24 protein-coding genes are annotated in these 24683 nt (G+C 74.3%); 11 read left to right on the top strand and 13 right to left on the bottom strand.

The features are described from left to right. Nucleotides 1-461 precede the first annotated feature (461 nt). Nucleotides 462-962, top strand: coding sequence for a hypothetical protein (locus ACGF5U_RS02500; RefSeq protein WP_392714904.1), 501 nt, complete (start codon nucleotides 462-464; stop codon nucleotides 960-962). Nucleotides 963-1017: 55 nt separating this feature from the next. Here ACGF5U_RS02500 and ddaH read toward each other — a convergent pair whose 3' ends face one another. Continuing rightward, nucleotides 1018-1863, bottom strand: a complete 846-nt coding sequence (ddaH, locus tag ACGF5U_RS02495) for a dimethylargininase (protein WP_392714905.1) — start codon at nucleotides 1861-1863, stop codon at nucleotides 1018-1020. Between the two features lie 174 nt (nucleotides 1864-2037). Here ddaH and ACGF5U_RS02490 point away from each other — a divergent pair, with 174 nt between their 5' ends. Further along, the gene (locus tag ACGF5U_RS02490) at nucleotides 2038-2658 is read left to right on the top strand and encodes a TetR/AcrR family transcriptional regulator (protein WP_392714906.1); all 621 of its coding nucleotides are present in this window, start codon (nucleotides 2038-2040) and stop codon (nucleotides 2656-2658) included. 216 nt (nucleotides 2659-2874) lie between these two features. After that, entirely contained in the window at nucleotides 2875-3624 is a 750-nt protein-coding gene (locus ACGF5U_RS02485; protein WP_392714907.1) for a bifunctional DNA primase/polymerase, read from the top strand. A gap of 34 nt (nucleotides 3625-3658) precedes the next feature. On the opposite strand, the gene ACGF5U_RS02480 is transcribed toward ACGF5U_RS02485, so the two are convergent. From ACGF5U_RS02480 to ACGF5U_RS02460, 5 genes are all read right to left on the bottom strand, one after another. Beyond that, nucleotides 3659-4639 carry a hypothetical protein gene (locus ACGF5U_RS02480; RefSeq protein WP_392714908.1) on the bottom strand — a complete coding sequence of 327 codons (981 nt, stop codon included), beginning with the start codon at nucleotides 4637-4639 and terminating at the stop codon, nucleotides 3659-3661. Next, a complete protein-coding gene (locus ACGF5U_RS02475; protein WP_392714909.1) occupies nucleotides 4527-5495 on the bottom strand; it encodes an FTR1 family protein in 969 nt (322 codons plus the stop codon). The genes ACGF5U_RS02480 and ACGF5U_RS02475 overlap by 113 nt, the downstream gene beginning before the upstream one ends. Nucleotides 5496-5528: 33 nt before the next feature. Further along, nucleotides 5529-6416, bottom strand: coding sequence for a heme ABC transporter ATP-binding protein (locus tag ACGF5U_RS02470; protein WP_392714996.1), 888 nt, complete (start codon nucleotides 6414-6416; stop codon nucleotides 5529-5531). Nucleotides 6417-6576: 160 nt separating this feature from the next. Continuing rightward, nucleotides 6577-7608, bottom strand: coding sequence for a FecCD family ABC transporter permease (locus tag ACGF5U_RS02465; protein ID WP_392714910.1), 1032 nt, complete (start codon nucleotides 7606-7608; stop codon nucleotides 6577-6579). Further along, nucleotides 7605-8642 (bottom strand): hemin ABC transporter substrate-binding protein, encoded by a 1038-nt coding sequence (locus ACGF5U_RS02460; RefSeq protein ID WP_392714911.1) that lies wholly within the window; start codon nucleotides 8640-8642, stop codon nucleotides 7605-7607. Before ACGF5U_RS02460 ends, ACGF5U_RS02465 begins: the two co-directional genes overlap by 4 nt. Nucleotides 8643-8764: 122 nt before the next feature. Between ACGF5U_RS02460 and ACGF5U_RS02455 the strand changes: the two genes are divergently transcribed. The 4 genes from ACGF5U_RS02455 to ACGF5U_RS02440 all read left to right on the top strand — a co-directional run bounded on the left by ACGF5U_RS02455 (nucleotide 8765) and on the right by ACGF5U_RS02440 (nucleotide 13134). Then, nucleotides 8765-10225 carry an HtaA domain-containing protein gene (locus tag ACGF5U_RS02455; RefSeq protein ID WP_392714912.1) on the top strand — a complete coding sequence of 487 codons (1461 nt, stop codon included), beginning with the start codon at nucleotides 8765-8767 and terminating at the stop codon, nucleotides 10223-10225. A gap of 71 nt (nucleotides 10226-10296) precedes the next feature. Beyond that, a complete protein-coding gene (locus tag ACGF5U_RS02450; protein ID WP_392714913.1) occupies nucleotides 10297-11874 on the top strand; it encodes an HtaA domain-containing protein in 1578 nt (525 codons plus the stop codon). A 109-nt stretch (nucleotides 11875-11983) separates the two neighbouring features. Beyond that, complete coding sequence (locus ACGF5U_RS02445; RefSeq protein WP_392714914.1) at nucleotides 11984-12400, top strand: hypothetical protein; 417 nt, start codon at nucleotides 11984-11986, stop codon at nucleotides 12398-12400. Between the two features lie 44 nt (nucleotides 12401-12444). Then, entirely contained in the window at nucleotides 12445-13134 is a 690-nt protein-coding gene (locus ACGF5U_RS02440; RefSeq protein WP_392714915.1) for a PhzF family phenazine biosynthesis protein, read from the top strand. Nucleotides 13135-13195: 61 nt separating this feature from the next. Here ACGF5U_RS02440 and ACGF5U_RS02435 read toward each other — a convergent pair whose 3' ends face one another. Both ACGF5U_RS02435 and map read right to left on the bottom strand, forming a co-directional pair. After that, the gene (locus tag ACGF5U_RS02435) at nucleotides 13196-13861 is read right to left on the bottom strand and encodes a heme oxygenase (biliverdin-producing) (RefSeq protein ID WP_392714916.1); all 666 of its coding nucleotides are present in this window, start codon (nucleotides 13859-13861) and stop codon (nucleotides 13196-13198) included. A 144-nt stretch (nucleotides 13862-14005) separates the two neighbouring features. Continuing rightward, nucleotides 14006-14863, bottom strand: a complete 858-nt coding sequence (gene map / locus ACGF5U_RS02430) for a type I methionyl aminopeptidase (protein ID WP_392714917.1) — start codon at nucleotides 14861-14863, stop codon at nucleotides 14006-14008. A gap of 58 nt (nucleotides 14864-14921) precedes the next feature. On the opposite strand from map, the gene ACGF5U_RS02425 reads away from it, so the two are divergent. Beyond that, nucleotides 14922-15164, top strand: coding sequence for a hypothetical protein (locus ACGF5U_RS02425; RefSeq protein WP_392714918.1), 243 nt, complete (start codon nucleotides 14922-14924; stop codon nucleotides 15162-15164). 111 nt (nucleotides 15165-15275) lie between these two features. Here the strand turns inward: ACGF5U_RS02425 and ACGF5U_RS02420 are convergent, their stop codons facing one another. Continuing rightward, entirely contained in the window at nucleotides 15276-15923 is a 648-nt protein-coding gene (locus ACGF5U_RS02420; RefSeq protein ID WP_392714919.1) for a hypothetical protein, read from the bottom strand. Nucleotides 15924-16013: 90 nt separating this feature from the next. Between ACGF5U_RS02420 and npdG the strand changes: the two genes are divergently transcribed. Both npdG and ACGF5U_RS02410 read left to right on the top strand, forming a co-directional pair. Further along, nucleotides 16014-16715 carry an NADPH-dependent F420 reductase gene (gene npdG, locus ACGF5U_RS02415; protein ID WP_392714920.1) on the top strand — a complete coding sequence of 234 codons (702 nt, stop codon included), beginning with the start codon at nucleotides 16014-16016 and terminating at the stop codon, nucleotides 16713-16715. Nucleotides 16716-16780: 65 nt separating this feature from the next. Further along, complete coding sequence (locus ACGF5U_RS02410) at nucleotides 16781-16972, top strand: hypothetical protein (RefSeq protein WP_392714921.1); 192 nt, start codon at nucleotides 16781-16783, stop codon at nucleotides 16970-16972. Nucleotides 16973-17039: 67 nt separating this feature from the next. On the opposite strand, the gene ACGF5U_RS02405 is transcribed toward ACGF5U_RS02410, so the two are convergent. Next, complete coding sequence (locus tag ACGF5U_RS02405) at nucleotides 17040-17852, bottom strand: site-2 protease family protein (protein WP_392714922.1); 813 nt, start codon at nucleotides 17850-17852, stop codon at nucleotides 17040-17042. Nucleotides 17853-18087: 235 nt separating this feature from the next. On the opposite strand from ACGF5U_RS02405, the gene ACGF5U_RS02400 reads away from it, so the two are divergent. Next, the gene (locus tag ACGF5U_RS02400) at nucleotides 18088-21654 is read left to right on the top strand and encodes a BTAD domain-containing putative transcriptional regulator (protein ID WP_392714923.1); all 3567 of its coding nucleotides are present in this window, start codon (nucleotides 18088-18090) and stop codon (nucleotides 21652-21654) included. Here the strand turns inward: ACGF5U_RS02400 and ACGF5U_RS02395 are convergent. From ACGF5U_RS02395 to panB, 3 genes are all read right to left on the bottom strand, one after another. Then, a complete protein-coding gene (locus tag ACGF5U_RS02395) occupies nucleotides 21611-22381 on the bottom strand; it encodes an ABC transporter permease (protein WP_392714997.1) in 771 nt (256 codons plus the stop codon). The two genes, ACGF5U_RS02400 and ACGF5U_RS02395, sit on opposite strands and share 44 nt — an antisense overlap. A gap of 158 nt (nucleotides 22382-22539) precedes the next feature. Then, nucleotides 22540-23532 carry an ATP-binding cassette domain-containing protein gene (locus ACGF5U_RS02390; protein ID WP_392714924.1) on the bottom strand — a complete coding sequence of 331 codons (993 nt, stop codon included), beginning with the start codon at nucleotides 23530-23532 and terminating at the stop codon, nucleotides 22540-22542. A gap of 232 nt (nucleotides 23533-23764) precedes the next feature. Next, nucleotides 23765-24628, bottom strand: coding sequence for a 3-methyl-2-oxobutanoate hydroxymethyltransferase (gene panB / locus ACGF5U_RS02385; RefSeq protein WP_392714925.1), 864 nt, complete (start codon nucleotides 24626-24628; stop codon nucleotides 23765-23767). Between the last annotated feature and the right edge of the window lie 55 nt (nucleotides 24629-24683).

Raw genomic sequence — 24683 nt, 5'->3', positions numbered from 1 at the left:
GGACGCTGGACCGCCCGGCACCGACCGACCCACCCGAAGTCCCTGAGCCGCCGGTCGCCGACTGAGCCGCCGGTCGCCGACTGAGCCGCCGGTCGCCGACCGAGCCGCCGGACGCGGAGTGGGCCACGGTGGACGCTGGACCGCCCGGCACCGACCGACCCACCCGAAGTCCCTGAGCCGCCGGACGCGGCCTGGGCCGCCGGTCGCCGACCGAACCGCCGGTCGCCGACCGAACCGCGGGGCGACGCTTGAGCGCCCGGGACCGGCCGAGCCGCCCGGGACCGGCCGAGCCGCCCGGGACCGGCCGAGCCGCCCGGGACCGGCCGAGCCGCCCGGGACCGGCCGAGCCCGCCCCCGCGAGGGTGTTCGCCCACCGGACGGGTGAGAACGGGCGCCCGGCCGGGTGAGGCGGCGTTGTCGGTGGTGGCCCGCGGCTCCGGCGACGCGTTGATCTGGGACGCATGATCCGACTGCGTATCCGACATCTCGCGGCGGCCGGTGTCATCACCGCCCTCGCCCTCGCCCCGACCGCTCAGGCCGCCGCCTCCGTACCGGCGGCCGCGCCCAAGCCGAAGGAGGAGACCAAGGTCCTCGACTGGCTGGCGACCCTGGAGAGCACCACCCGCCCCGACCGTGTCCGCCAGGGCGACGACTGGTCCGTCTACACGCACCTGTACGAGCACACCGACGGCAAGCGCGGGAAGAAGATCGGCGACGGGACGGCGCACTGCGTCGCCGTCCTCGTCACCCGCGAGGGAGCCGTCGTCCAGTGCGAACGCGTGCTGCGCACGGACGCCGGTCACCTGTCCCTCAGCGACACCATGGACCGCTTCGGCCGCGGGCCGCACACCGCGCCCTCGGCCGTCACCGGCGGCACCGGCGACTACGCGGACGCGGAGGGCGAGGCCAGGATCGTGCTGCACGACCGGCACGCCACGTTCCGTATCACCCTGGACGACTAGCCACGCCCGGTGCGCCCGGTCGCCCGACGCGTGGGTGACCGGGCGCACCGGTGTCTCAGGGGCGCAGCTCCTGGGTGCAGCACTTCACGCTGCCACCGCCCTTGAGGAGTTCGCCCAGGTCCATTCCGATCGGTTCGAAACCGCGCCGCCGCAGCGGCTCGAACAGTCCCACCGCCGCCTGCGGCAGCAGAACGTGCCGTCCGTCGCTGACGGCGTTGAGACCGAGCGCGGCCGCGTCCGGTTCGTCGGCGATCAGCGCGCCGGGGAACAGCCGGGCGAGCACGGCCCGGCTGCCGGGGGAGAACGCGCCGGGGTAGTACATGATCTCGTCGGCCGCGTCGTCCAGGACGCACAGCGCCGTGTCGAGGTGGTAGTAGCGGGGGTCGACCAGGTCCAGGCCGATGACGGGGCGGCCGAAGAACTCCTGCGCCTCGTCGTGGGACAGGGGGCTGGAGCGGAAGCCGCGTCCCGCGAGCAGGTAGGTGGCGGTGACCGCGAAGTCGCCCTCGCCCTCGTTGACGTGGTCCGGCTCGCGTACGTCGGTGAAGCCGTGGGCCTGGAACCAGGCCCGGTGCGCCTCGGCCTCGGCGGCCCGCTCGGCATGTGCGAACCGGGCGCCGAGCACCCGGCCGTCCACGACGGTGGCGCCGTTGGCGGCGAACACCATGTCGGGCAGGTCGGGGCGTGGTTCCAGCAGTTCGACGGTGTGGCCGAGCGCGCGGTAGCGGGTCAGCAGGTCCTCCCACTGGGCCAGGGCGAGGGGCAGGTCGACCGGTTTCGCCGGGTCCATCCAGGGGTTGATGGAGTACGTCACCCTGAAGTGCGCGGGTGGGCACATCAGGTAGCGGCGGGGTGATGCGTCACGAGGCAAAGAAGGCTCCTCACGGACGGCAGGGCGCACGGTGTGTGCGTGGAGCCATGGTGCGCCGTGAGGAGGCTGCGCGCAGTGGACCGTACGGGTGGTTCACGATGACGCTCCTGGGGCGTCGTGCGCCGTACGACCCTCGTTCTCGTCGAGACGTGTCGGCTTATCGAGACGATACGTCTCGCCTCGCTCCGCTGTTAGATTGAGGCCATGGCTGAAACCAAGGCACCCGACTCGGGCCGTCGCAGCGAACGCTCCCGGCGCGCGATCTACGACGCCGCCCTCGCCCTCGTCGGCGAGGTCGGCTACACGAAGACCACCATCGAGGGGATCGCCGCCCGCGCGGGCGTCGGCAAGCAGACCATCTACCGCTGGTGGCCCTCCAAGGCCGCCGTGCTCCTGGACGCCTTCCTCGACCTCGGCGGGCAGGCCGACGAGGCGCTCGGCGGCGACGGGCAGAGCGAGATCCCCGACACCGGCGACCTCGAAGCCGACCTCAAGTACGTCCTGCGGGCCACCGTCGACGAGTTGAACAACCCCGTGTACGACGCGCCGTCGCGCGCCCTCGCCGCCGAGGGCGTCGTCAACCCGGAGCTGGGCGCCCAGTTCGTGGAGCGGCTCCTCGAACCCCAGCTCCAGCTGTACGTCAGGCGCCTGGACGCCGCCCGGGACGCGGGCGCCGTACGCGCCGACGTCGACCCGCGCGTCGCCCTGGAGCTCTTCGTCGGCCCGCTCGCCCACCGCTGGCTGCTGCGCACCCTGCCGCTCACGCACGCCTACGCGGACGAGATCGTGGAGTACGCCCTGTACGGCATCGCCGGCCGCCGCTGACCCGGGGCCCGCCGACTCCGTCGATCACGTGTACCTGCTCACGGTGAACAGAGACTGAACGGCGGGCATATCCCGACAAAATCCGGCAACTCGACCGGCTCACCCCCGTTCAGGAACCGGCCACCGAACCCCGGTTGGGGAGTCCGGTCACCCGAGGCGCAGGATGGTGGGACCATGGCAAGGACCGCAGGGCTTGCATGAGGTGTGAGGGGATAGATGGGCGACGGTATCGGCCGCTACCGCGGCACGGAGAGCAGACTCGCGCACTGGCTGCGCCGGCGCCCGAAGAAATCCGATGCCGAGGCCCCGAGCCGCGAGGACCTGCTTCTGGCCACCGCCGCCGCGGGACTGCCGCTCGCCCCCGCCGCCCATCCCGCCGGCTACCGCTGCTCCTGTGAGCGCATCGGCTGTCCCACCCCCGCGCGCCATCCGCTCTCCTTCGCCTGGCAGACGCAGTCCACGACCGACCGCGCCCAGATCGAACGCTGGGCGCTCAACCAGCCGCAGGCCAACTTCATCACCGCGACCGGCATGGTCCACGACGTACTCGACGTACCTCTGGACGCCGGTCGCGCCGCGTTGGAGCGGCTGCTCGCCGCGTCCGTCGACGTCGGGCCGGTCGCCGAGGCGGGAGACGCCCTCGGCGACGGGCGCATGCTGTTCTTCACCGCCACCCGGGGCACGCCCGAGGACGAGGACGAGTGGTGGCCCTGCGAGCTGGACTGCCACCCCGAGACCATGGACGAGCACCCGGGCCTGCGCTGGCACTGCCGGGGCAGCTACGTCCTCGTACCGCCCGCGCGGCTCCCCGGTGACCTCGGCGTCGTCTGGGTGCGCGGCCCGGAGCATCCGCTGCCGGACCCGCTGACGCTGCTGGAGGCGCTCACCGACGCCTGTGCCCGTCACGCCGACCGGCTCGCCGAGCGTGACGAGCCGCACGCCGTGGCCTGGCCCCTCACCCGCTGACCGGCCGCCGCACGGCGCGTCCGCCGGACAGGAGCTAGGAGCCGGTCGCGGCCACCACGCCCTGGAGGCGGCTGAGCACCGTCACCTGGTCCGCGCCCGCGCCGGCCGGCTTCACCAGCGCCGCCTGGCTCGACACCCACTCCTTGGTGAGCGTGTTCTTCACCTCGCCGGTCAGCAGGGGCCGTACGTCCTCGCTGACCTTCGGCCGGTACCCGGGCGCGGCCGTCTGGCGGTCGTAGAAGCGGGTCGCGAAGAACACCAGACCGTGACCGTCCTGGGTGGTCAGGCCCAGCGGCGCGTAGTCGCCGCCGTCCAGCGGCTCGTCCACGAACTGGGTCGACAGGCCCGGCCGGCTGGCGAGCCGCTTGCGGCTGTCCCGCCACTGCGTCGTGTGCGGACCCGCGGCGAAGTGCTCCGGCTTCCCGTCGCGCAGATAGGCGGCGTACTCCTCGCTCAGGTTCCCCGGAGCGACCGCCAGTTCGGCGCTGTCGGCGGGGACGGGCTTCCCCCAGCCGTCCCCGTCCGTCGCGAACCTCGGTACGTCGGTGGCGGCCAGGATCGTCAGGTAGGCCACCTCCCACAGCTGGTCGGAGCCGTTGCGCACGAAGACGAGCAGCCAGCGGCTGTCGCCGTCCCCCTTGTCGGAGTCCCGGTTGGAGTCGGCGTCCGCGAGGAACCAGCGCGGCCAGCCCGCCTTCTTCGGGATCGTGAACGCGGCGTCCGTCAGCTCCAGCGGCTCGTGCTTCGGGTTGCCGTTCGGGCTGGTGACACTGTGCGACTTCAGCCCGGCCTGGTTGATCGCCCCGAGCGCGCCGGTGACCCGGCCCGCGTCGAGCGCCGGATCGTACGCCTTGTCGGCCTTGTTGTACGCGTCGGTGAAGTCCTTCAGCGCCTGCTCGGCCTCAGCCGGTGTCGCCGTCGGTACGACCTCCAGCTCGCCGTGCACCGTCACACAGCCGCTCGCCGTCAGTGCCAGCACCGTCACCGCCACGAGCGCCCGACCCAGCCTTCTCATCGGTTGCCTTCTGCTCCTCGACCCCGACCCGTACCGACCCACTTGACCGTCCGAACCCTACCGGGGCGAGGAACAGCGCGAGCGCCGGGACCAGATACAGGAGCCACACCGTGACCTGGAGCGGCGAAGGGTCCGGCCGGAAGCCGATGAGGCCCGCCGCCAGCGCGCCGTACCAACTGTCCGCCGGGAGCGCCCCGGACACGTCGAACGCCGTACCGGCGGGACCCCAGCCGCCCGGACCCGGTCCGCCGGGAACGGACCCGCCGAACGGCCCGGCGTCCTGCAGCGCGCGGACACCGTACGCGAGCACCCCCGCCGCCCCGACGACGAGCAGCCCGCCGGTCCAGCCGACGGACCGGTCAGGCGACGGGATGCGCGCCGCCGCCCGGTACGCCGCCCAGCCCAGCAGGACCGCCGTGGCGATGCCCAGCAGCACCACGGCCAGCGGGGCGGGGGAGCCCGCCACGTCGTCGCCCGCCGCCCGCACCGTCGCCCACACGAACACCGCGGCGTCCACCCCGTCCCGCGCCACCGCGAGGAACCCCACGGCAGCCCAGGTCGCCGCGCCCGGACCCGTACCGCGCCGCACACGGAACACCATCGAGGTCACCAGGGCGGCGGTGAGCACCGACAGGGTGCCGGTGAGCAGCCGCCCCGCCTCCGGCGTCAGCTCGCGCGAGCCGAACTCCAGCAGGTGACCGACCGTCAGGGACAGCGCCAGCGCCGCCCCGGCACCGGCCGCGACCGGTTTCGCCGCGCCGCGCCGCCCGCTCCCCACCAGGTACGCGGCGACGAGGCCGATGACGACGCTCGCCTCCAGCCCGTCCCGCAGCCCCGTCACAAAGTCGCCGTACACGCCCCGCCCCTCTCCTGGACCCGCCGCCCATGGTCACCCGGAAGGGGCGGGGCCGGGCGGCCGGGTACCGGTACCGTCCCGTTCGGGGACGATGAGCGGGGCGCCGGTACGGGGGTGCGGCAGCACCTCGACCGTCTGCCGGTACACCCTGCTGAGCAGCGCGCCGTCCAGGGTCGCGGCGGGCGGCCCGTCCGCCGCGACGCGCCCGTCGTGCAGGACGGCGACCCGGTCGGCGTACGCGGCGGCCAGGCCCAGGTCGTGCAGGACGACCACGACGGCGTCCCCGGCGGCCGCCCGTTCCCGGCAGATCCGGCCGACCAGTTCCTGGTGGCGCAGGTCGAGGGCGGCGGTCGGTTCGTCGAGCAGCAGCAGCGGCGCCCGCTGGGCGAGCACCCGGGCGAGCGCCACCCTGGCCCGCTCGCCGCCGGACAGCGCGGAGAACGGCCGCGCGGCGAACCCGGCGACCTCCGTCGCGGCCATCGCACCGGCGACGACCGCCTCGTCGTGGTCCTCTTGCCCGGTGCCGGCCCAGGGCGCCCGCCCCATCCGTACGACCTCCTCGGCGCGGAACGGGAACGCCAGCGCCGCCGACTGCGGCAGCACCGCCCGGCGCAGCGCGAGTTCCGCCGCGCTCCAGCCGCCGACGGCCCGGCCGGTGACCCGCACCTCGCCTGCCGCGCACTCCAGGTCCCCGGCGAGCGCGGCCAACAGGGTGGACTTGCCGGCCCCGTTGGGGCCGACCAGCGCCAGCACCTCACCGGCCCTGACCTCCAGGTCCACCCCGGCCAGCACGTCCCGCCCGCCGAGCCGCACCCGCGCCCCGTCGACGGCGGCCATGACCTCACCGGCCGCCGTGGGAGCGGGCGGCCGAGGCCCCCGCCCCGTACCGAGCCCCCGCCCCGTACCGAGCCCCCGCTCCATACCCAGTGCCCGCCCCGTACCGAGCGCCCGCCCCGTGATCAGCGTGTGCAGCACCGACTTGACGGGCCTCACGCCCAACCTCCCTGCCTGCGCCGCGTCCTGCGCAGCAACCAGCTGTGCTTGCCCGGGGGGCGACCCCCGGACCCCCGGCAGTACGGCCTCACGCCCAACCTCCCTGCCTGCGCCGCGTCCTGCGCAGCAACCAGAAGAAGAACGGGCTGCCGACCAGGGCTGTCAGCACCCCGAGCGGCAGTTCCGCCGGTGCGGCGGCGGTTCGCGCCGCCAGGTCGGCCGCGAGCAGCACCACCGCACCGCCCAGCGCGCTTCCCGGGACCAGGAACCGGTGGCCGGGTCCGTTCGCCATGCGCAACAGGTGCGGGACGACGAGCCCGACGAACGACACGATCCCGGCCACCGCGACCGCCGCCGCCGTCAGCAGCGCGACCACCACGACGAGGACCATCCGCAGCCGTTCGACGTCCACGCCCAGGTGCCTGGCCGGGCGTTCGCCGAGCGCCAGCAGGTCCAGCCTGCGGGCGTACAGCGGGGCGACGAGGAGTCCGGCGGCCGCGCACGGCAGCACCGCCAGCACCTTGGGCCAGGTGGCCTGCGCCAGCGAACCCAGCTGCCAGAACGTGATCTGGGTGAGCTGCGCGTTGTCCGCGAAGAACACGAACAGCCCGATCAGCGCCCCCGCGAACGCGTTCACCGCGATCCCGGTGAGGATCAGCGTCACGACCTCCGTACGGCCGCCCGACCGCGACATCACGTACACCAGGAGCACCGTGGCGAGCCCCGACGCGAACGCGCAGGCCGTCACGGTCCACGTGCCGAGGAACGACAGGCCCAGCGTGATCGCGCCGACGGCGCCGACCGCCGCGCCCGCCGAGACGCCGATGACGCCCGGCTCGGCGAGCGGATTGCCGAACACGCCCTGCATCAGCGCGCCCGCGCAGCCGAGCGAGCCGCCGACCAGCGCCGCCAGGACCACGCGGGGCAGGCGGATGTTCCACAGGACGCTCTCCGCCGACCGTTCCAGGGCGTGTCCGCCGAGGCCCACCCGGGCCTGGAGCGAGGCGACGACGTCTCCGAGCGGTATCCGGTACGCCCCGAGGCCCGTCGACAGCACGGCGAGCGTCAGCAGCGCGGCCGCCAGCGCCGCGGTGAGCGCCCAGGTTCCGCGTGCCGTCACTTCCGCGTCCCGTACAACTGCTCCACCAGGGCGTCGAGGACCTGGTCGGTGCGGGGCCCGTAGTTGAGGAGGACGCCGTCGTCGATGGCGACGATCCTGCGGTCCCGGCCCGCCGGGGTCTCGGCGACCCCGGGGATCCCGGTCAGCCCGTCGGCGCCGCCCACCGACGCGAGGCCCTTGGTCATCACCAGGATGGCGTCGGGCGCGGCCTGTGCCAGGGCCTCGCTGGTGATCGGGGTGAAGTCCCTGGTGAGTCCGGAGGCCGTACCGGCGTCGACCGCGCCGGCCGCCTCCAGCAGGGGGCCGGCGCCGGAGTCGCGGCCGCCGATGAGGTACACGGACGAGGAGCCGCGCAGGTAGAGGAAGGCGACGCGGGGCGCCGGGCGGTCGCCCCTGCGGGCGGGGATCTCCTTCCGTACGGCGGCGACGCGCTGCCGCGTACGGGCCGTCAGTTCCGTGCCCGCCTCCGGTACGCCGAGGGCTTCGGCGACCGCCCCGATCCGGGTGCCGATGCCGTCGAGCGAGGTCGCGGGGGCCACGACGACCAGCGGGACGCCGGCGTCCCGGATCTGGTCGACGGCCTCGGCGGGCCCCGTGGTGGTGTCGGCGAGGACGACGGTCGGCTTCAGCGACAGCACGCCCTCGGCGGAGACGTCGTGGCCCCGGGTCACCAGGGGCAGGCCCGCGGCCTGTTCGAAGGTGGCGCCGATGTCGCGGGCGACCACGCGCGGGCCGAGTCCGAGGGTGAACACGATCTCGCTGAGCGATCCGGTGAGCGGCACGATCCGGTCCGCCGACGTGATGGTCACCCGGGTCCCGTCGGCCGACGGGACGGTGACCGGCAGCCGGGGCCGGTGGGCGGTGGCGAGCGGTTCGACGCGGTCCGGCGCGGCGGCCGGCGAGGCGGCGGTCCCGGGGGCCCGGTGGGCCGGGTCGGCGGCTCCCGGCGCCTCCGTACCGCCGCCGCAGCCGGTGAGGGCCAGGGGGAGGGCGAGTACCGCCGCGAGGGCACCGGCCAGGCGGAATCTGCGCACCGAGGCACCGTCCTGTCGTTCGGGGTGGGGGAGTTGGGGCCGCCGGGCCGGAGGGGTTCCGACCCGGACCCGATGTAGCTTAGGTTAGCCTTGCCTTACTCGCTAGTCGTTGGAGGGGTTCCATGCCGTCGCCGTTCCCGCCCGACCGGCTGCCCGCGCCGCACCGCACACGCGTCGGCGCCGCCCTGCTCGCGATCCTGTCGGTCGCCCTGCTCGCGGCGCTGCTCCCGGGCGCCGCGACGGCACAGGCCGCCGACCGCACGGTGCGCGGCGGACGGCTCGACTGGGGCATCAAGGCGTCCTTCCAGAGCTATGTCACCGGCCCGGTCGCCCAGGGGAGTTGGAGCCTGACGGGCGGCGCCGCCACCACCGGCGGCAGCCAGTTCCGGTTCCACTCCGCCCAGGGCACCTACGACCCGGACACCGGAGCCTTCGACGCCGCGTTCTCCGGAGGCGTCCGCTTCCTCGGCCACCGCACGGCCGACGGCTCCCACCGGCTCGACCTCACCGTGGCGCGGCCCCGCGTCACCGTCCGGGGCGGCACCGGCACCCTCTACGCCGACGTCACCTCACGGGCCGAGGACACCGGGCGGACCACCACGACCACCCGTGTGCCGCTCGCCGCACTGAACCTGACGGGCATCGACACGCGGGGCGGCGGCACCCCGATCGCGCTGATCACCGTCCCCGCGACGCTCACCGCCCAGGGCGCGCGCGCCTTCGCCGGCTACTACGCGGCGGGCACGCCCCTGGACCCGGTGACCCTGTCGGTGGACGTCCACGCGCCCGCCGCCCCGCAGCCGAGCGCCGACCCGGACCCGGGCCCGGCCGCGACGGCGGCCCCGTCGAGCACGACGGCGCCCGCCGCCCCCGGCTCGTTCCGGGACGCCGCCGTCGACTGGGGCGTACGGCGCACCTTCCGCGAGTACGTCACCGGGCCCGTCGCACGCGGCCGCTGGACGCTCGGCGGCGGCGCCCAGGACGGCGGCGCCCTGTTCCGCTTCCCGAAGGGCACCGGCACGTACGACCCGGAGGGCGGCACCCTGGACGCCCGGTTCGCGGGCAGCGTCCGCTTCACCGGCGCCCACCTCGACCTCACCCTCGCCGGGATCACCGTCCGCGTGAAGAACGGCACCGGCACCCTCGCCGCCGATGTGACCGCCTCGCCGGGACGCACCGACAAGGCCGTACCGCTCGTCACCTTCGACGCCGGGACCCTCACCGCCCGCGCCGGACTCGCCGCGATCAGCGAGGCACCGGCCGTCCTCACCGCACCCGGGGCCAAGGTCTTCGGCTCCCTCTACACGCCGGGCACCGCCATGGACCCGGTGTCGCTCGCCGTCGCCGTCGACTCCACGGCACGGCTCCCCGCCCTGCCCGACCTGGGCAGCGACCCGGCATCCGCCGCACCGGCCACCGCGACCGCGACGACCCCCGCACCGGACGACCCCCGCACTACGACCGGCACCGGCACCGGCACCGGACTCGGAACCGGGGCGTACGCGGCGATCGGCGGCGGCATGCTCGTCGTCCTCGTCCTCGCCACCGGCTACGCGCTGCGCCGCCGCCGGGCCTCGCCCTGACCGCACCCCACCTCACACCGCGTCACACCGCGCCACACCGCCACCCCCCTATCCCGAGGAGACCGACCATCATGCGTCCCACCGCCCTCGCCGTCTCGGTCGCCACGGCTGCCGCCGTCGGCGCGACCGCCCTCGCCCTCCCCGCCATGGCCGCCGCGCCCCCCGGGACGGCCGCCGCTCCCGCGGTGACGCTCAAGGACGGCACCCTGGAGTGGGGCTTCAAGGAGTCCTTCCGCACGTACCTCGCCTCGCCGTTCGCGCACGGCTCGATCACCGCCGCGGACGGCGCGTCCCAGGCCCCCGGCAACGGCGTGTTCCGCTTCACCGACGGCACCGGAACGTACGACCCCGCCACGCACGCCACCGGCACCGCGTTCCGTGGCAGCGTCCGCTTCCAGGCGCACGGCGGCGTCCTCGACATCACGCTCTCCGACCTCAGACTGACCACCAAGGGCTCGGCCGCCCCGACCGGGGAGATCTCCGCCGACGTCGTCACCAGGAACAAGGACGGCGCGTACGAGTCGATGGACGACCTCGCGATCGCCGCGCTCGACATGACCGGCGTACGCCCCGGCCGGGGCCAGGACGGGGCCATGGTCTTCCCGGACATACCGGCGACCCTGACCGAGGGAGGGGAGCGGGCGTTCGCGGGCTACTACAAGGAGGGTGCCGCGCTGGACCCGGCGAGCCTCTCCGTGCGGCCGGTGAGCCCCACGCCGACCCCCACCCCCACCCCGACCCCGACTCCCACTCCCACTCCCACCCCGACCTCCACCCCGAATCCCACGGCCACGGCCACGGCCACGGCCACCGCCACCGCCACGGCGACGCCGAGCCCGACGGTGGCCCCGACCGGGACACCGGCGCCCACGGACTCCCCCCGGGTGGTGGACGCCCGACTCACCTGGGGCGTCAAGGAGTCCTGGCGGTCGTACGTCACCGGCGCCTGCGGCGGCACCGTCACCGCCACGGGCGGCGCGACCCGCAACGGCGCCGTGTACGACTTCCGCTCCACCACGGCCACCGCCGACCCGAAGGCCCGTACGGTGAACACCGCCTTCGCCGGCGGCCTCCGGTTCGTGTGCGCCGCCCACGGCATCGACTGGACCGTCACCGACATCAAGGTCCGGACGTCCGGGACCCGGGGCACCCTCGTCGCCGACGTCACCAGCTCCAAGGGCACCGGCGGCGACGTGACCTTCGCCGAACTCGACCTGAGCGGCGCCGACTACACCGCCACGAACGGCATCGTCACCCTCAAGGACGTGCCCGCGACCCTCACGGCCGAGGGCGCCGCCCAGTTCGCGGGGCCCAACGGGGAGGCGTTCTACCAGCCGGGCACCGCGATCGACCCGGTCACCGTGGTGCTCTCGCTCGACGAGGACGCCGAACTCCCGGCCACCGGCGGCACGTCCACGGGCTCCGGCCCGTCCGGTGGCACGACGGACACCGGCGGCGCAGCGACCACCGGGGGCACCTTCGGCGGCGGCACCTTCGGCGGCGGCACCGTCGGCGGAGCGTCGGCCACCGGGGCGCTCGCCGCCACCGGCAGCGGTCTGCCCACCGGTCTCGCCCTCGCCGCCGCCGGTGCCACCGCAGCGGCCGGAGCGGCCGTCGTCCACGCGGTCCGCCGCCGCACCACCGCCTGACCGGCCCTCCCCGCACCACACCCCTCGCACCACCCCCCCACACCAGCGCCACGGGGGCCCGTACCGCAACCGCCGTGTACGGCCCCGTGGTTGTGGTTACGCTGGCGCCATGGATCCGATCGTGGCGGCAGCGGGAACGGCCCTCGTGGGCGCGATGGCGACCGACGCCTGGCGGCAGGCGAGGACGGCGGTGGTCGCGCTGTGGCAGCGCGTCCACCCGGAGCGCGTCCCCGCCGTCGAGGCCGAGCTGGAGGAGACCCGCGACGACGTCCTCGCCGCCCGCGCCGACGGCGACACCGACGCCGAGCGCGACCTCGCGGGCGACTGGGAGCGGCGGCTGCGCCGACTCCTGCGCGAGGACCCGTCACTCGGCGACGAACTCCGCCGCGTCCTGGACGAGGAGCTCACCCCGCTGCTCCCGGCGCCGCAGACGACCGGGCCCACCAGCGTCCACATGAACGCCACCGCGTCCGGCAGCGCGCGCGTCTACCAGTCGGGCCGGGACCAGACGATCAACGAGCGCTGACCGCCGCAGGCGTCTTCCCCGGGCCCGCGTGTTTGAATGCCCGGGTGAACATCGCACACGACGTCCTCGCCGTCTTCTGCGGCCCGGACGGGCTCCACGGCAATCTGCTCGGCGTCGTACGGGACGGCCGCACCGTCCCCGACGAGGCGTCGCGTCAGGCGCTCGCCAAGCGACTCGGCTACAGCGAGACCGTGTTCGTGGACGATCCCGAGCGGGGCGTCGTGGACATCTACACCCCCGGGGTGCGGCTGCCGTTCGCCGGCCACCCCCTGGTCGGTACGGCCTGGCTGCTCGACCTGGAGGTGCTCAACCCGCCGGCGGGCGAGGTGTGGGCCCGCCAGGACGGCGAGTTCACCTGGATCGAGGCGCGCGCGGAGTGGGCGCCTCCGAGGACGCTGCGGCAGTACGGCTCCGCCGGCGAGGTCGACGCGCTCGACGTTCCGCCGCCGGGCGACTGGATCTACGCCTGGGCGTGGGAGGACGAGGCCGCGGGACGGGTACGGGCGCGGGCCTTCCCGGGGCGCGGCGAGGGCGTCGACGAGGACGAGGCGACGGGTGCGGCGGCGCTGCTGCTCACCGCGCGGCTCGGCCGGGCGCTGAACATCACGCAGGGCCGGGGATCGCAGATCCTGACGGCTCCCGGCCCCGACGGTCTGATCGAGGTCGGCGGCCGTGTCCGTCCCGTCGCGTCCGGCGCCACGGGACGCCGCGATCCGGAGACCGCCAGGCGCTGAGCGGGAAGACCCGTCAGGCGCTGAGCGGGAAAGCCCGTCAGGCGCTGAGCGGGAAAGCCCGTCAGGCGCTGAGCGGGAACTCGGCGCCCAGCTCGCGGAAGACGGCGGTGTTGAACGCGAACGCCCGCTTGCACTCCTCGACGATCCGCTGCTTCTCCAGGTCGTCCACGTCCACCCGGTCGAGCAGCTCGCGGTAGCCGCGCTTGAACGCGGCCGGGTTCGCGATCTCCTCGAAGACGTAGAAGCGGACGCCGTCGCCCTTGCGGGCGAAGCCCCAGGTGCGCTCGGCCTTGTCGCGGATGATCTGGCCGCCGGAGAGGTCGCCCAGGTAGCGCGTGTAGTGGTGGGCGATGTACCCGGCGGGCCAGGTGCGGGCGCACTCCGCGACCCGGGCGGCGTACGCGGCGGTCGCGGGCAGCGGCGTGAGCCCGGTCCGCCAGTCCGCCCCGCGCAGATGGGCCAGGTCCCGCTCCAGCTGCGGGGTGCGGAACAGCTCCGGCTGTATGAAGGGGCCCGCGACCGGGTCGTCGCGCAGGTCCGCCGCGGCGCTCTCCAGGGCCTCGTACACGAACCAGAGCTGTTCGGTGTAGCGGGCGTAGGCGTCGACGCCGAGCCGCCCGCCGAGCAGGTCGCTCATGAAGGTCGAGGTCTCCGCCTCGGTGTGCTGCTCGTGCGAGGCGGTGCGGATGAGCGTCGAGAAGGGGGTGACGGTGGCGCTTGCATCCAAGGCGGGCCTCCGGGGACCGAGTGGGCACGGGACGGTGGCGACGCCGGGCATGCCGGGTGCCACCACCGCCGATCTTCCTACTTAGGCTTACCTAAGTCAACCGCTTGCCGACGTCCTGTCGGTAACACCGTACCCCTGTTCGCGTCAGGGCAGCGTAAGGATCTCCGCGCCCGTCTCCGTCACCACGAGCGTGTGCTCGAACTGCGCGGTCCGCTTCCGGTCCTTCGTCACCACGGTCCAGCCGTCCTCCCACATGTCGTACTCGTGGGTGCCGAGCGTCAGCATCGGCTCGATGGTGAACGTCATGCCGGGCTGCATCACCGTGGTGGCGTGCGGCGAGTCGTAGTGCGGGATGATCAGGCCCGAGTGGAAGGACGTGCTGATCCCGTGGCCGGTGAAGTCCCGCACGACGCCGTAGCCGAACCGCTTCGCGTACGACTCGATGACCCGGCCGATGACGTTGATCTGGCGGCCGGGCCTGACCGCCTTGATGGCGCGGTTGAGGGACTCGCGAGTCCGCTCCACCAGCAGCCGCGACTCCTCGTCCACGTCACCGCACAGATAGGTGGCGTTGTTGTCGCCGTGGACGCCGTTGATGTACGCCGTGACGTCCAGGTTCACGATGTCGCCGTCGCGCAGGACGGTGGAGTCCGGGATGCCGTGGCAGATGACCTCGTTGACCGACGCGCACAGCGACTTCGGGAAGCCCCGGTAGCCGAGGGTCGACGGATAGGCGCCGTGGTCGCACATGTACTCGTGGGCGACCCGGTCCAGTTCGTCGGTCGTGACGCCGGGCGAGATGTGTTTCGCGGCCTCCTCCATCGCCTGCGCGGCGATGCGGCCCGCGACACGCATCCGCTCGACGGTGTCGGAATCCTGGATCTCCGGGCCGTCGTACGGCTTCGGCGCCGGCTTCCCGACGTACTCGGGGCGGCGGATGGAACCGGGGACGGAACGGGTGGGAGAGAGCTCTCCGGGAACGAGCAGCGACTGGCCAGACATGCCAGCGAGTCTAACCAGGGCCGGTGGGGCAGCATGGCGACAGAGGAAGGAGCCGGACATGGCCCTGTTCAAGAAGCGCACGGTCGGCAAACCGGGCGAGTGGTACTACTGCCTGCAGCACAAGAAGGTCGAGGAGGGACCGGAATGCCCGGCGAAGAACCGCTTCGGCCCGTACCCCTCCCGTAAGGCCGCAGAGCACGCGATGGAGACGGCCCGCGAACGCAACCTCCAGTGGGAGAACGACCCCAAGTGGCACGACGCCCCCACCGACCCCGACCGGGGCAACCTGGACACCCCGTAACCCCCCGTAAACCCTGAGCGGGCGCCCCGGTCGCGGCCCACCCGGTGACCGTCCCTCCGGTCGCCGCCCCGGTGACCGTCCTTCCGGGCGGCCGCGCGGCCCGCCGCCGCCTCACCAGGGGGCCGGCGGCGGGGAGGTGAGGTGGTCGGCCAGACGGGACAGGCGGTCGCGGAAGCGGCGGCGGCCGCGCGGTGCCGGGAGGCTGTTCTCGCCGGCCGCCGCGCTCACCAGGTGCTGCACCGTGTCCAGGTCGACGCCCTCCAGGCCCTCCCCGGCCCGCCCGGCATCCCGGGCCTCACCGTTCAAGGAGCCGGGCACACTGAGCGCCTCGTGCGCCAGACCGTGGACCTCCGGGTCGCCGGCGTCCAGGGACAGCACCGTCGCACCCGCCCGCCGGGCGTCGTGCACCCGCTCCAGCAGCGTGTCCTCCGGCCGCCGCGGCGCCACGACCAGCAGCGTCGCACCCCGCCCCGCCGCCTCCAGTCGGCCGAGCCCGACCGCGAGGTGCGCCGGGTCGGCGGGCCGCACCCGGTGCCGTACCAGCGTCGGCGCCAGTTCCGGCTGCCCGGACCACGCCGCCTCGTCCACCAGGTGCGCGGCCAGGTGCCACGGCTCGTACTCCGCCGTGCCCACCAGCAGCAGCCCGCCGCCCTGCGGCACGACGGACGACCGCAGCACCCCGGCGAACCTGCGGGTCGCCTCCGGCCACTCGGTCCCGGCGAGCACCTCGCGCAGCAGCGCGACACGTACGGCATCCATGGCGCCGCATCCTGCCCCGGCGGGCACCGGCCGCGCGGGCCGTCGGTGCCACATCACCCGGACGGGGCACCGGCACGTAATGTCGGGACCATGACTACTCCCGAAACCCCTCAGAAGGCGGCCAAGGACCCCTGGGACCTGCCCGACGTGTCCGGCCTTGTCGTCGGTGTGCTCGGCGGCACCGGCGACCAGGGGCGCGGCCTCGCCTACCGGCTGGCCCGCGCCGGCCAGAAGGTGATCATCGGCTCACGGGCCGCCGAGCGGGCCCACGCCGCCGCCGCCGAGCTGGGTCTCGGCGTCGAGGGCGCCGACAACACCGAGTGCGCCCGCCGCAGCGACATCGTGATCGTCGCCGTCCCGTGGGACGGCCACGCCGCGACCCTTCAGGCGCTCCGCGAGCCGCTGCGCGGCAAGCTCGTCGTCGACTGTGTGAACCCCCTCGGCTTCGACAAGCAGGGCGCCTACGCCCTGAAGCCCGAGGAGGGCAGCGCCGCCCAGCAGGCCGCCGCGCTGCTGCCGGAGTCCCGGGTGACCGCCGCGTTCCACCACCTGTCCGCCGTACTGCTCCAGGACGAGTCCGTCGAGGAGATCGACACGGATGTGATGGTGCTCGGCGAGAAGCGAGCCGACACGGACATCGTGCAGGCGCTCGCCGCCCGCATCCCCGGCATGCGGGGCGTCTTCGCGGGCCGGCTGCGCGGTGCCCACCAGGTGGAGTCGCTCGTCGCCAACCTGATCTCGGTCAACCGGCGCTACAAGGCCCACGCCGGGCTGCGCGTGACCGACGTCTGACGCGTATCGGGCATGGGGGACACTGGACGGGCACCGTCAGCCGTACCCGGACAGGAGCCGACCCCATGCCCCGCCTCGCTCTGTACGCCCTCGTGGTCTGTGTGCTCGCCATCGCCGCGGCCGTCGTCTCCTTCGCCCAGGGCAGCTGGCTCGGCATCGTCTGGGTGCTGCTCGTCGGTATCTCGTCCAACATGAGCTGGTACTACTGGCGCCGCGCCCGCCTCGCCGAGGCCGCCGCGTCGCCTGACGCCGCCTGACGCCGCGCCTGACGCCCACGGGACGCCGCCGCGCGCCCCGCCGGTGCCGCCCGCGGCGGCACGCGGGTCAGCGGGCGAGGCCGAGCAGCAGCTCGCAGTTCGGGTTCGTCTCCTGCCAGAACCGGTAGAGGTCGCGCCCGCAGTACGTTTCGCCGTCCGTGATGCCGAGCCCGCCCAGGATCGCGTAGACCATGTCGAAGAACGCGCGGTTCACCTCGGGCACGAACAGGAACACGAACACCGCCAGCAGCCCGAACGGCGCGAACGGCTCCACCTGGCGCCGCACGCGGTACGACAGCCAGGGCTCGATCACCCCGTACCCGTCCAGGCCCGGCACCGGCAGGAAGTTCAGGATCGCGGCGGTCACCTGGAGCAGCGCCAGGAACGCCAGCGCGAACCGGAACGGCATCGGCACGCCCTCCAGGGCGTCCAGCCAGAACGGCGCCGTGCACACGAGCGCGAACAGCACGTTCGTCAGCGGGCCCGCCGCCGAGATCAGGCTGTGCTTCCAGCGGCCGCTGATCCGGTGCCGCTCGATGAACACGGCGCCGCCCGGCAGACCGATCCCGCCCATGATCACGAACAGCACCGGCAGGATGATGCTGAGCACGGCGTGCGTGTACTTCAGCGGGTTGAGCGTCAGATAGCCCTTCGCCCCGATGGAGATGTCACCGCCGTGCAGCGCGGTGCGGGCGTGCGCGTACTCGTGCAGGCAGAGGGAGACGACCCACGCCGAGGTGACGAAGAGGAACACGGCCAGGCCGAGGCTCTGCGAGAAGCCCGTCCACACCGCCCACCCGGTGACCGCCATCACGGCGGCGATCGCCAGGAAGACGGGGCTGACCCGCCGGTCGCTGTGGCGGGAGGCGGTGGCGGCCATACGCGGCGCTCCTAGGCTCGTCTGATACGGGTCGTGCGGGACGGACGGGTGGTGCGGGTCGTGCGGGACGGACGGGTCGTGCGGGTGGGGCGGGACGGACGGGTCGTGCGGGTCGTGCGGGGCTTCACCGGTGTACGGGACGCGCGGGTGTGCGGACCGACGACGGTACCCGTGCGGAGGGAGAACGCGCCCGGCCGCCGGGGGAGTTCCGGCGGACCGGCGGCCGTCACGGACAATGGGGCCCGTGCAGATCTTCGTACTCGGCCCCACGCAGGTCCACCGCCCGGACGGCACACCCGTCCCGGTCGGCGGGGCACGGCTGCGCGCGCTGCTCACCGTGCTCGCCCTGCGGGCGGGCCGCACCGTACCCGTCGCGCTGCTCGTGGACGAGGTGTGGGACGGCGCCCCGCCCGCCGACGCGGTCGCCGCGCTCCAGGCCCTGGTCGGCCGGCTGCGCCGGGCGCTCGGCGCGGACGCGGTGGTGTCCGCCGACGGCGGCTACCGGCTCGGCGCCGACCCCGACGACGTGGACCTGCACCGGTTCGAACGGTTCACCGCCGAAGGGGTACGCGCCCTGGAGACCGGCGACCCCGAGAAGGCCCTGGCCCTCCTGGACGACGCGCTCGCCCTGTGGCGCGGCCCCGCGCTCGCCGACCTCCCCGACCGGGCGGCCGAAGCCGCCCGCTGGGAGGCCCGCCGGGGCGCCGCCCGCCGTACGCGACTGGCCGCGCTTGTCGCGCGGGGCCGCGCCGAGGAGGCCCTGACCGAGCTGGCCGCCCTGTGCGAGGCGGCCCCGCTGGACGAGCCGCTGCACGCCCTGCGCATCCGGGCCCTGCGCGCCGCCGGCCGCACGGCCGAGGCGCTCGCGGCCTACGAGGGCGTACGCCGGGACCTGGCCGCCCGCCTCGGCGCCGACCCGGGTCCCGGGCTGCGGGCCCTCCACGCGGACCTGCTCGCCACCCCGCCCCCGGTCCCCGCCCGGTCCGCCGCGCCGACGGCGACCGCCGGCCCGCCCCCGGCTGCCGGGGCGGCCGGCCCCATACCGGCGGGCCCGCCACCGGCGCGGCCGGAGACGGCCGCGGGTTCCGGCTCCGGGCCCGCCACGGGTTCCGGCCCCGGGTCCGCCACGGGGCCCGCGCCTGGGGCCGTCGGGGCCGCCGCCGAGTCCGCCGGGACCGGCATCGGGGTCATCGGGACCGGCATCGGGGTCATCGGGACCGGCGCCGGGGCCGTCGGGGGCGGCGCCGGGGCGGGCAACCTGCGGGCCAGGCTGACCAGTTTCGTGGGGCGCGAGGAGGACATCGGGGTCATCCTCGGCGACCTCGGCCGGGGCCGGCTCGTCACGCTGCTCGGGCCCGGCGGCGCGGGGAAGACCCGGCTGTCGCAGGAGGCCGCCGAGCGCGGCGCCGCGCGGTGGCCCGACGGGGTGTGGCTGGCCGAACTCGCGCCGGTGGGCGACCCCGACGCCGTACCCGACACCGTGCTCACCGCGCTCGGCGCCCGCGAGACCGTCCTGCGCGGCGCCGGGGCCGAGGAGCTGCGGGCCGCCGAGGCGCGCGGCGACGACCCCCTCGCCCGCCTCACCGAGCACTGCGCGCCGCGCCGCATGCTGATCCTGCTCGACAACTGCGAGCACGTCGTCGACGCCGCGGCCGCGCTCGCCGAGACCGTGCTGACCGCCTGCCCTGGCGTCACCGTCCTCGCCACCAGCCGCGAGCCGCTCGGCGTTCCCGGCGAACTGGTCCGGCCCGTGGGCCCGTTGCCCGATCCGGCCGCGCTGCGGCTGCTCGCCGAGCGCGGGGCGGCCGCCCTGCCCGGGTTCCGTACCGACGACGACCCCGACGCGTGCGCGGAGATCTGCCGCCGCCTCGACGGCCTGCCGCTCGCCATCGAACTCGCCGCCGCCCGCATGCGGTCGCTCACCCCGCGCCAGATCGCCGACCGGCTGGACGACCGCTTCCGGCTGCTCACCGGCGGCAGCCGCACCCTGCTGCCCCGGCAGCAGACACTCCGTGCCGTGGTCGACTGGTCGTGGGAGCTGCTGGAGGAACGGGAGCGCACCGCGCTGCGCCGGCTGTCCGTGTTCTCCGGCGGCTGCGACCTGGACGCCGCCGAAGCGGTCTGCGGCGCTCCCGACACGGTCGACCTGCTCGGCTCCCTGGTCGACAAGTCCCTGGTCGTCGCCGCGCCCGTCGCGGACGGCGGGATGCGCTACCGGCTCCTGGAGACCGTCGCCGAGTACAGTGCCGAACGCCTCGACGAGGCCGGTGACCGCGCCGACGCCGAGCGCCGCCACCTCCTCCACTACCGGGAGCTCGCCCGCACCACCGACCCCGAACTGCGCGGCGCGGGCCAGCGGGCGGCCCTCGACCGGCTCCAGCGCGAGTACGAGAACCTGCGCGGCGCGCTGCGCGGGGCGATCGCCGCCGGGGCGGAGCAGGAGGCGCTCTACCTGGTCCTGTCCCTCGTCTGGTACTGGATGCTGCGGGATCTGCGCTCCGAGGCACGCCACTGGGCGGGGGCCGTCGCCGAGCTCGGCCCCGACCCGTTCGCGCCGCCCGTCACTCCGGCGCCGCCGCTCACCGGCCGGAGCACCGACGCGCCGCCGCCGATGGACGAGGAACAGCTGTGGGAGGCGCGCCGCGCCGTCCGGCTGTGCCAACTGGCCAGCATGGACCACGAGGTGGCCGAGTGGACGACGACCCGGCTCGACGAGCTGCACCGGATCTCGCGGGCGTACCGCCCCGGGCTGCCGCAGACCTGCCGGATGCCCGGCATGTTCTGGACGTATGCCGTCCTCATGACCGGTGACGCCGAGCAGGTGCGGGTCCTGCTGGACCGGACCGTCGACACCTGCCGGGAGCTGGGGTGGGAATGGGAGCTGGCGTACGCGCTGCAGGTGCGCGCCAACATCCTCGCCAACCGCAGCGACTGGGCGGGTGACGCGGCGCGGGACGCCGACGAGAGCCTGGAGCTTTTCGTACGGCTCGGTGACGCCTGGGGCGCGGCCGAGGCGCTGTCCTCGCGGGCCGAGGCCCGTGAGCGCGGCGGCGCGTTCGAGGGCGCGGCCGAGGACTTCCAGGCCGCCATCGGGTACGCGGAACGGCTCGGCGCGCAGTCGCAGGTGTCGCTGCTGCGCGCCCGGTACGCGGGCACGCTGACCGAGCTGGGCCGGGGCGAGGAGGGCGAGCGGATCCTCCGCGCGGTCCTCGCCGAGGGCGGTGCCGTCGGCTACGAGGCCGTACCCGCGGCCCGGCTGTATCTGGCGCTGCAGCTCGGCAGGACCGGTCGCACCGAGGAGGCCCGGCGTGAACTGGAGGCGCTGCGCGAGCAGTTCAGGTCGACGACGCTGTCGTTGTTCGACGGTTTCACGCTCGGCACGCTCGCCTGGCTGGACAACCTGGACGGCCGGTACGGCGATGCGCTGGACCGGGCGGCGCGGGCGCTGGAGCGGTCGCGGGAGCCGCTGTCGATGATGGTCGCGCCGCACATGCCCGCCGTACACCTGGCCAACGCCGCCTGGGCGATGGCCGGTCTCGGGGGGTCCGGCGCCCGGACGGCGGCCCTGCTCCTGGGCGCGCACCAGGCGCAGCTGCCGCCGGGCCACGTGCCGACGCCGATGGAACGGGCGAACTGGGAGCAGTCCCTCACCCTGACCCGCGCCGTCCTGGGCGGCGAGGAGTTCGCCGCGGCGTACGCGGAGGGCGGCCGCCTCACCCTGGACGAGGCGGCCGCCCTGTTCGACCCGCCGCCGGACGTCAGGTCTTCTTGCGGAACCTGGCCACCGCCAGCGGCGCCGTGACCAGCGTGATGGCCGCCGCCCAGCCGAGCGTCATCAGCGCCGACCCGGCGACCGGGCCGCCGTTCATCAGGTTGCGGGCGGCGTCCGCCAGGTTCGACAGCGGGTTGTAGTCGGTGAACGTCCGCAGCCAGTCGGGCATCGACTCCGGCGGGGCGAAGATCGAGGAGCCGAACTGCAGCGGCATCAGGACGATCATGGCGACCCCCTGGACGGCCTGGGCCGTGTTCAGCGACAGGCCCAGCAGGATGAAGATCCACATCAGGGACGCGCCGAAGACCAGCGACAGGGCCACGGCCGCGAGCAGCTCCGGCACGGAGGTCCTGATCTCCATGCCCAGCAGGAAGCCCATGCCCAGGAGGATGACGGTGGCGACCACCATTCGGCCGATCTCCACGACGATCTTCGCGATGAGGACGGACGACCGGGCGATCGGCATCGTCCGGAACCGGTCCATGACCCCCTTCTTGAAGTCGTCGTTGACGCCGGTGCCGACGGCCATCGCGATGTTGATGCCCATCATCGCCATCAGGCCGGGGATCAGGTAGTTGACGTAGTCCTGCTGGTTGCCCTTGCCGGAGATCGCGCCGCCGAAGACGTACACGAACAGCAGCGTGAAGATGATCGGCATGAACAGGACGTCGAACATGGCCTCCGGGTTCTGCTTGATCTGCAGGGCGTTGCGGCGCACCAGCGCGCCGATGTGACGCAGGTTCGCCCGCAGACCTATCCGGCCGTCGTCCCGGCCGGCCCCGCCCGCTCCGCCGGTCCCGCCCGTCCTGCCGGTACCGTCCGTCCTGCCGGTACCGTCCGTCCTGCCGGTCCCGTGGGGCGCGCCGGTCCCCCCGGGGCGAACAGGGCCTGACGTCGTGGCGGTTGTCGTCGTGCTCACGCGGCGACCTCCTCGGAAGTCGTGTCGATGCCCGGCGTGCGCTCGCCGGTGATGGCCAGGAACACCTCGTCCAGGCTGGGCAGATGGGTGCCGATGTGGGCGATGCCGTAGCCGCGTGCGGCCAGCAGTCCGACCACGGCGGTCAGTTGCTCGTCGCTGAGGATCGGTACGTACAGCAGTCCCTCGTCCGTGGCGGCCGTGGCCCCCGCGATGCCCGCGAGCCCGCTCTCGGAGAGGGCCCGTGCCATCGCGGGCAGCTGCTCCGGGTCGACGGGGCGTACCTGGAGGGTGCGGCCGCCGACCTTCGCCTTGAGCTCGTCGACCTCGCCGCTCGCGATGATCCGGCCGCGGTCGATGACCGTGAGCTCGTTGGCGAGCTGTTCGGCCTCCTCCATGTACTGGGTGGTGAGCAGGACGGTCGCGCCCTCGGCGACCATCCGCTGGACCTCGTCCCAGACCTCGTTGCGGGTCCTCGGGTCGAGGCCGGTCGTCGGCTCGTCCAGGTAGAGCACCGCGGGCCTGCCGATCATGGAGGCGGCCAGGTCGAGACGGCGGCGCATACCGCCGGAGTAGGTCATCGCGGGCCGCTTGGCGGCCTCCGTCAGCGAGAACCGCTCCAGCATCTCGTCCGCGCGGGACCGCGCCTCCCTGCGGGAGAGATCGAGCAGCCGCCCGATCATGTAGAGGTTCTCCCAGCCGGACAGCCGCTCGTCGACGGACGCGTACTGCCCGGTCAGGCCGATGGTGCGGCGCAGCTGCCGGGGCTGGCGCACCACGTCGTACCCGGCGACGGTGGCGGTCCCGGCGTCCGGGACGATCAGGGTGGACAGGCAGCGGACGAGGGTCGTCTTGCCGGCGCCGTTGGGGCCGAGCACACCGAGGACGGTGCCCTCGCGTACGTCGAGGTCCACTCCGTCCAGCGCCTTCGTCTCGCCGTAGTGCTTCACGAGGCCTCGTACCTCGACGGCGTTGGTGTCGGATCGTGTCATGGCCCCAGGGGACCAGCGCTCACCGACAGACCACCGACAGACCACCGACAGGCCACCGACATATCGCCGACAGGCGGACGGCAGGGGGACGGCAGGCGGACGGCAGGGGGACGGCAGGGGGACGGCAGGGCGGACGGCAGGGGGCCGACCGACGGCCGACAGCCCGCCGATGGGGGAAGTCGGCGGGCTGTCGTTGGTGCCGGATGTGGTCAGGTGGTGGTGCGGCGGGCGATCAGTGGAAGGTGTGCTCCTCGGCCGGGAACGCCCCGCCCGTGACATCCTCCGCGAACGCCTGCGCCGCGTCGCCGAGCGTGCGGCGCAGATCGGCGTACTGCTTGGTGAAGCGCGGCACCTTGCCGCCGGTCAGCCCGGCCATGTCGGTCCAGACGAGGACCTGCGCGTCGGTGTCGGGGCCCGCCCCGATGCCGATGGTCGGGATGTGCAGCGAGCGGGTGACCTCGGCGGCCAGTTCCGCCGGGACCAGCTCCAGCACGACGGCGAACGCGCCCGCGTCCTGCGCCGCCTTCGCGTCGCGCAGCAGCCGGTGCGCGTCCTCGTCGGCCCGGCCCTGCACCCGGTAGCCCATGGTGTTCACGGACTGCGGCGTCAGGCCCAGGTGCGACATGACGGGGATACCGGCCTGGACGAGCATCTCGGTCTGCGGCAGCGAGCGCTCGCCGCCCTCCAGCTTGACCGCCCCGACGCCGGACTCCTTGACCAGCCGGGTCGCGGAGCGCAGCGCCTGGACGGGGCCCTCCTGGTACGAGCCGAACGGCAGGTCGCCGACGACGAGGGCGCGACTGGTGCCCCGGACGACGGCGGCGGACAGGATGGCGACCTCGTCGAGTGTGACGGGGACGGTGGTCTCGTAGCCGAGGTGGCAGTTGCCCATGGAGTCGCCGACCAGCAGGACCGGGATCCCGGCCTCGTCGAAGACGGAGGCGGTCATCGCGTCGTACGCGGTCAGCATGGGCCACTTCTCGCCCCGCTCCTTGGCGGCGGCGATGTCATGGACGGTGATGCGCCGAGTGCCCTTTCCGCCGTACAGCGCCTTGCTGCTGTCGGCGGGCTGCTTGCGGGCAGCCTGAAGCGTCATGTGAAACGGCTCCTTCGTCATCTCGAGGCGCCCTTACGGCGTCCCCGGACCACAT

It is taken from the genome of Streptomyces sp. NPDC047886 (assembly GCF_043204435.1).
GTDB lineage: Bacteria > Actinomycetota > Actinomycetes > Streptomycetales > Streptomycetaceae > Streptomyces.
This window is presented reverse-complemented; position numbering and strand designations above follow the sequence as displayed.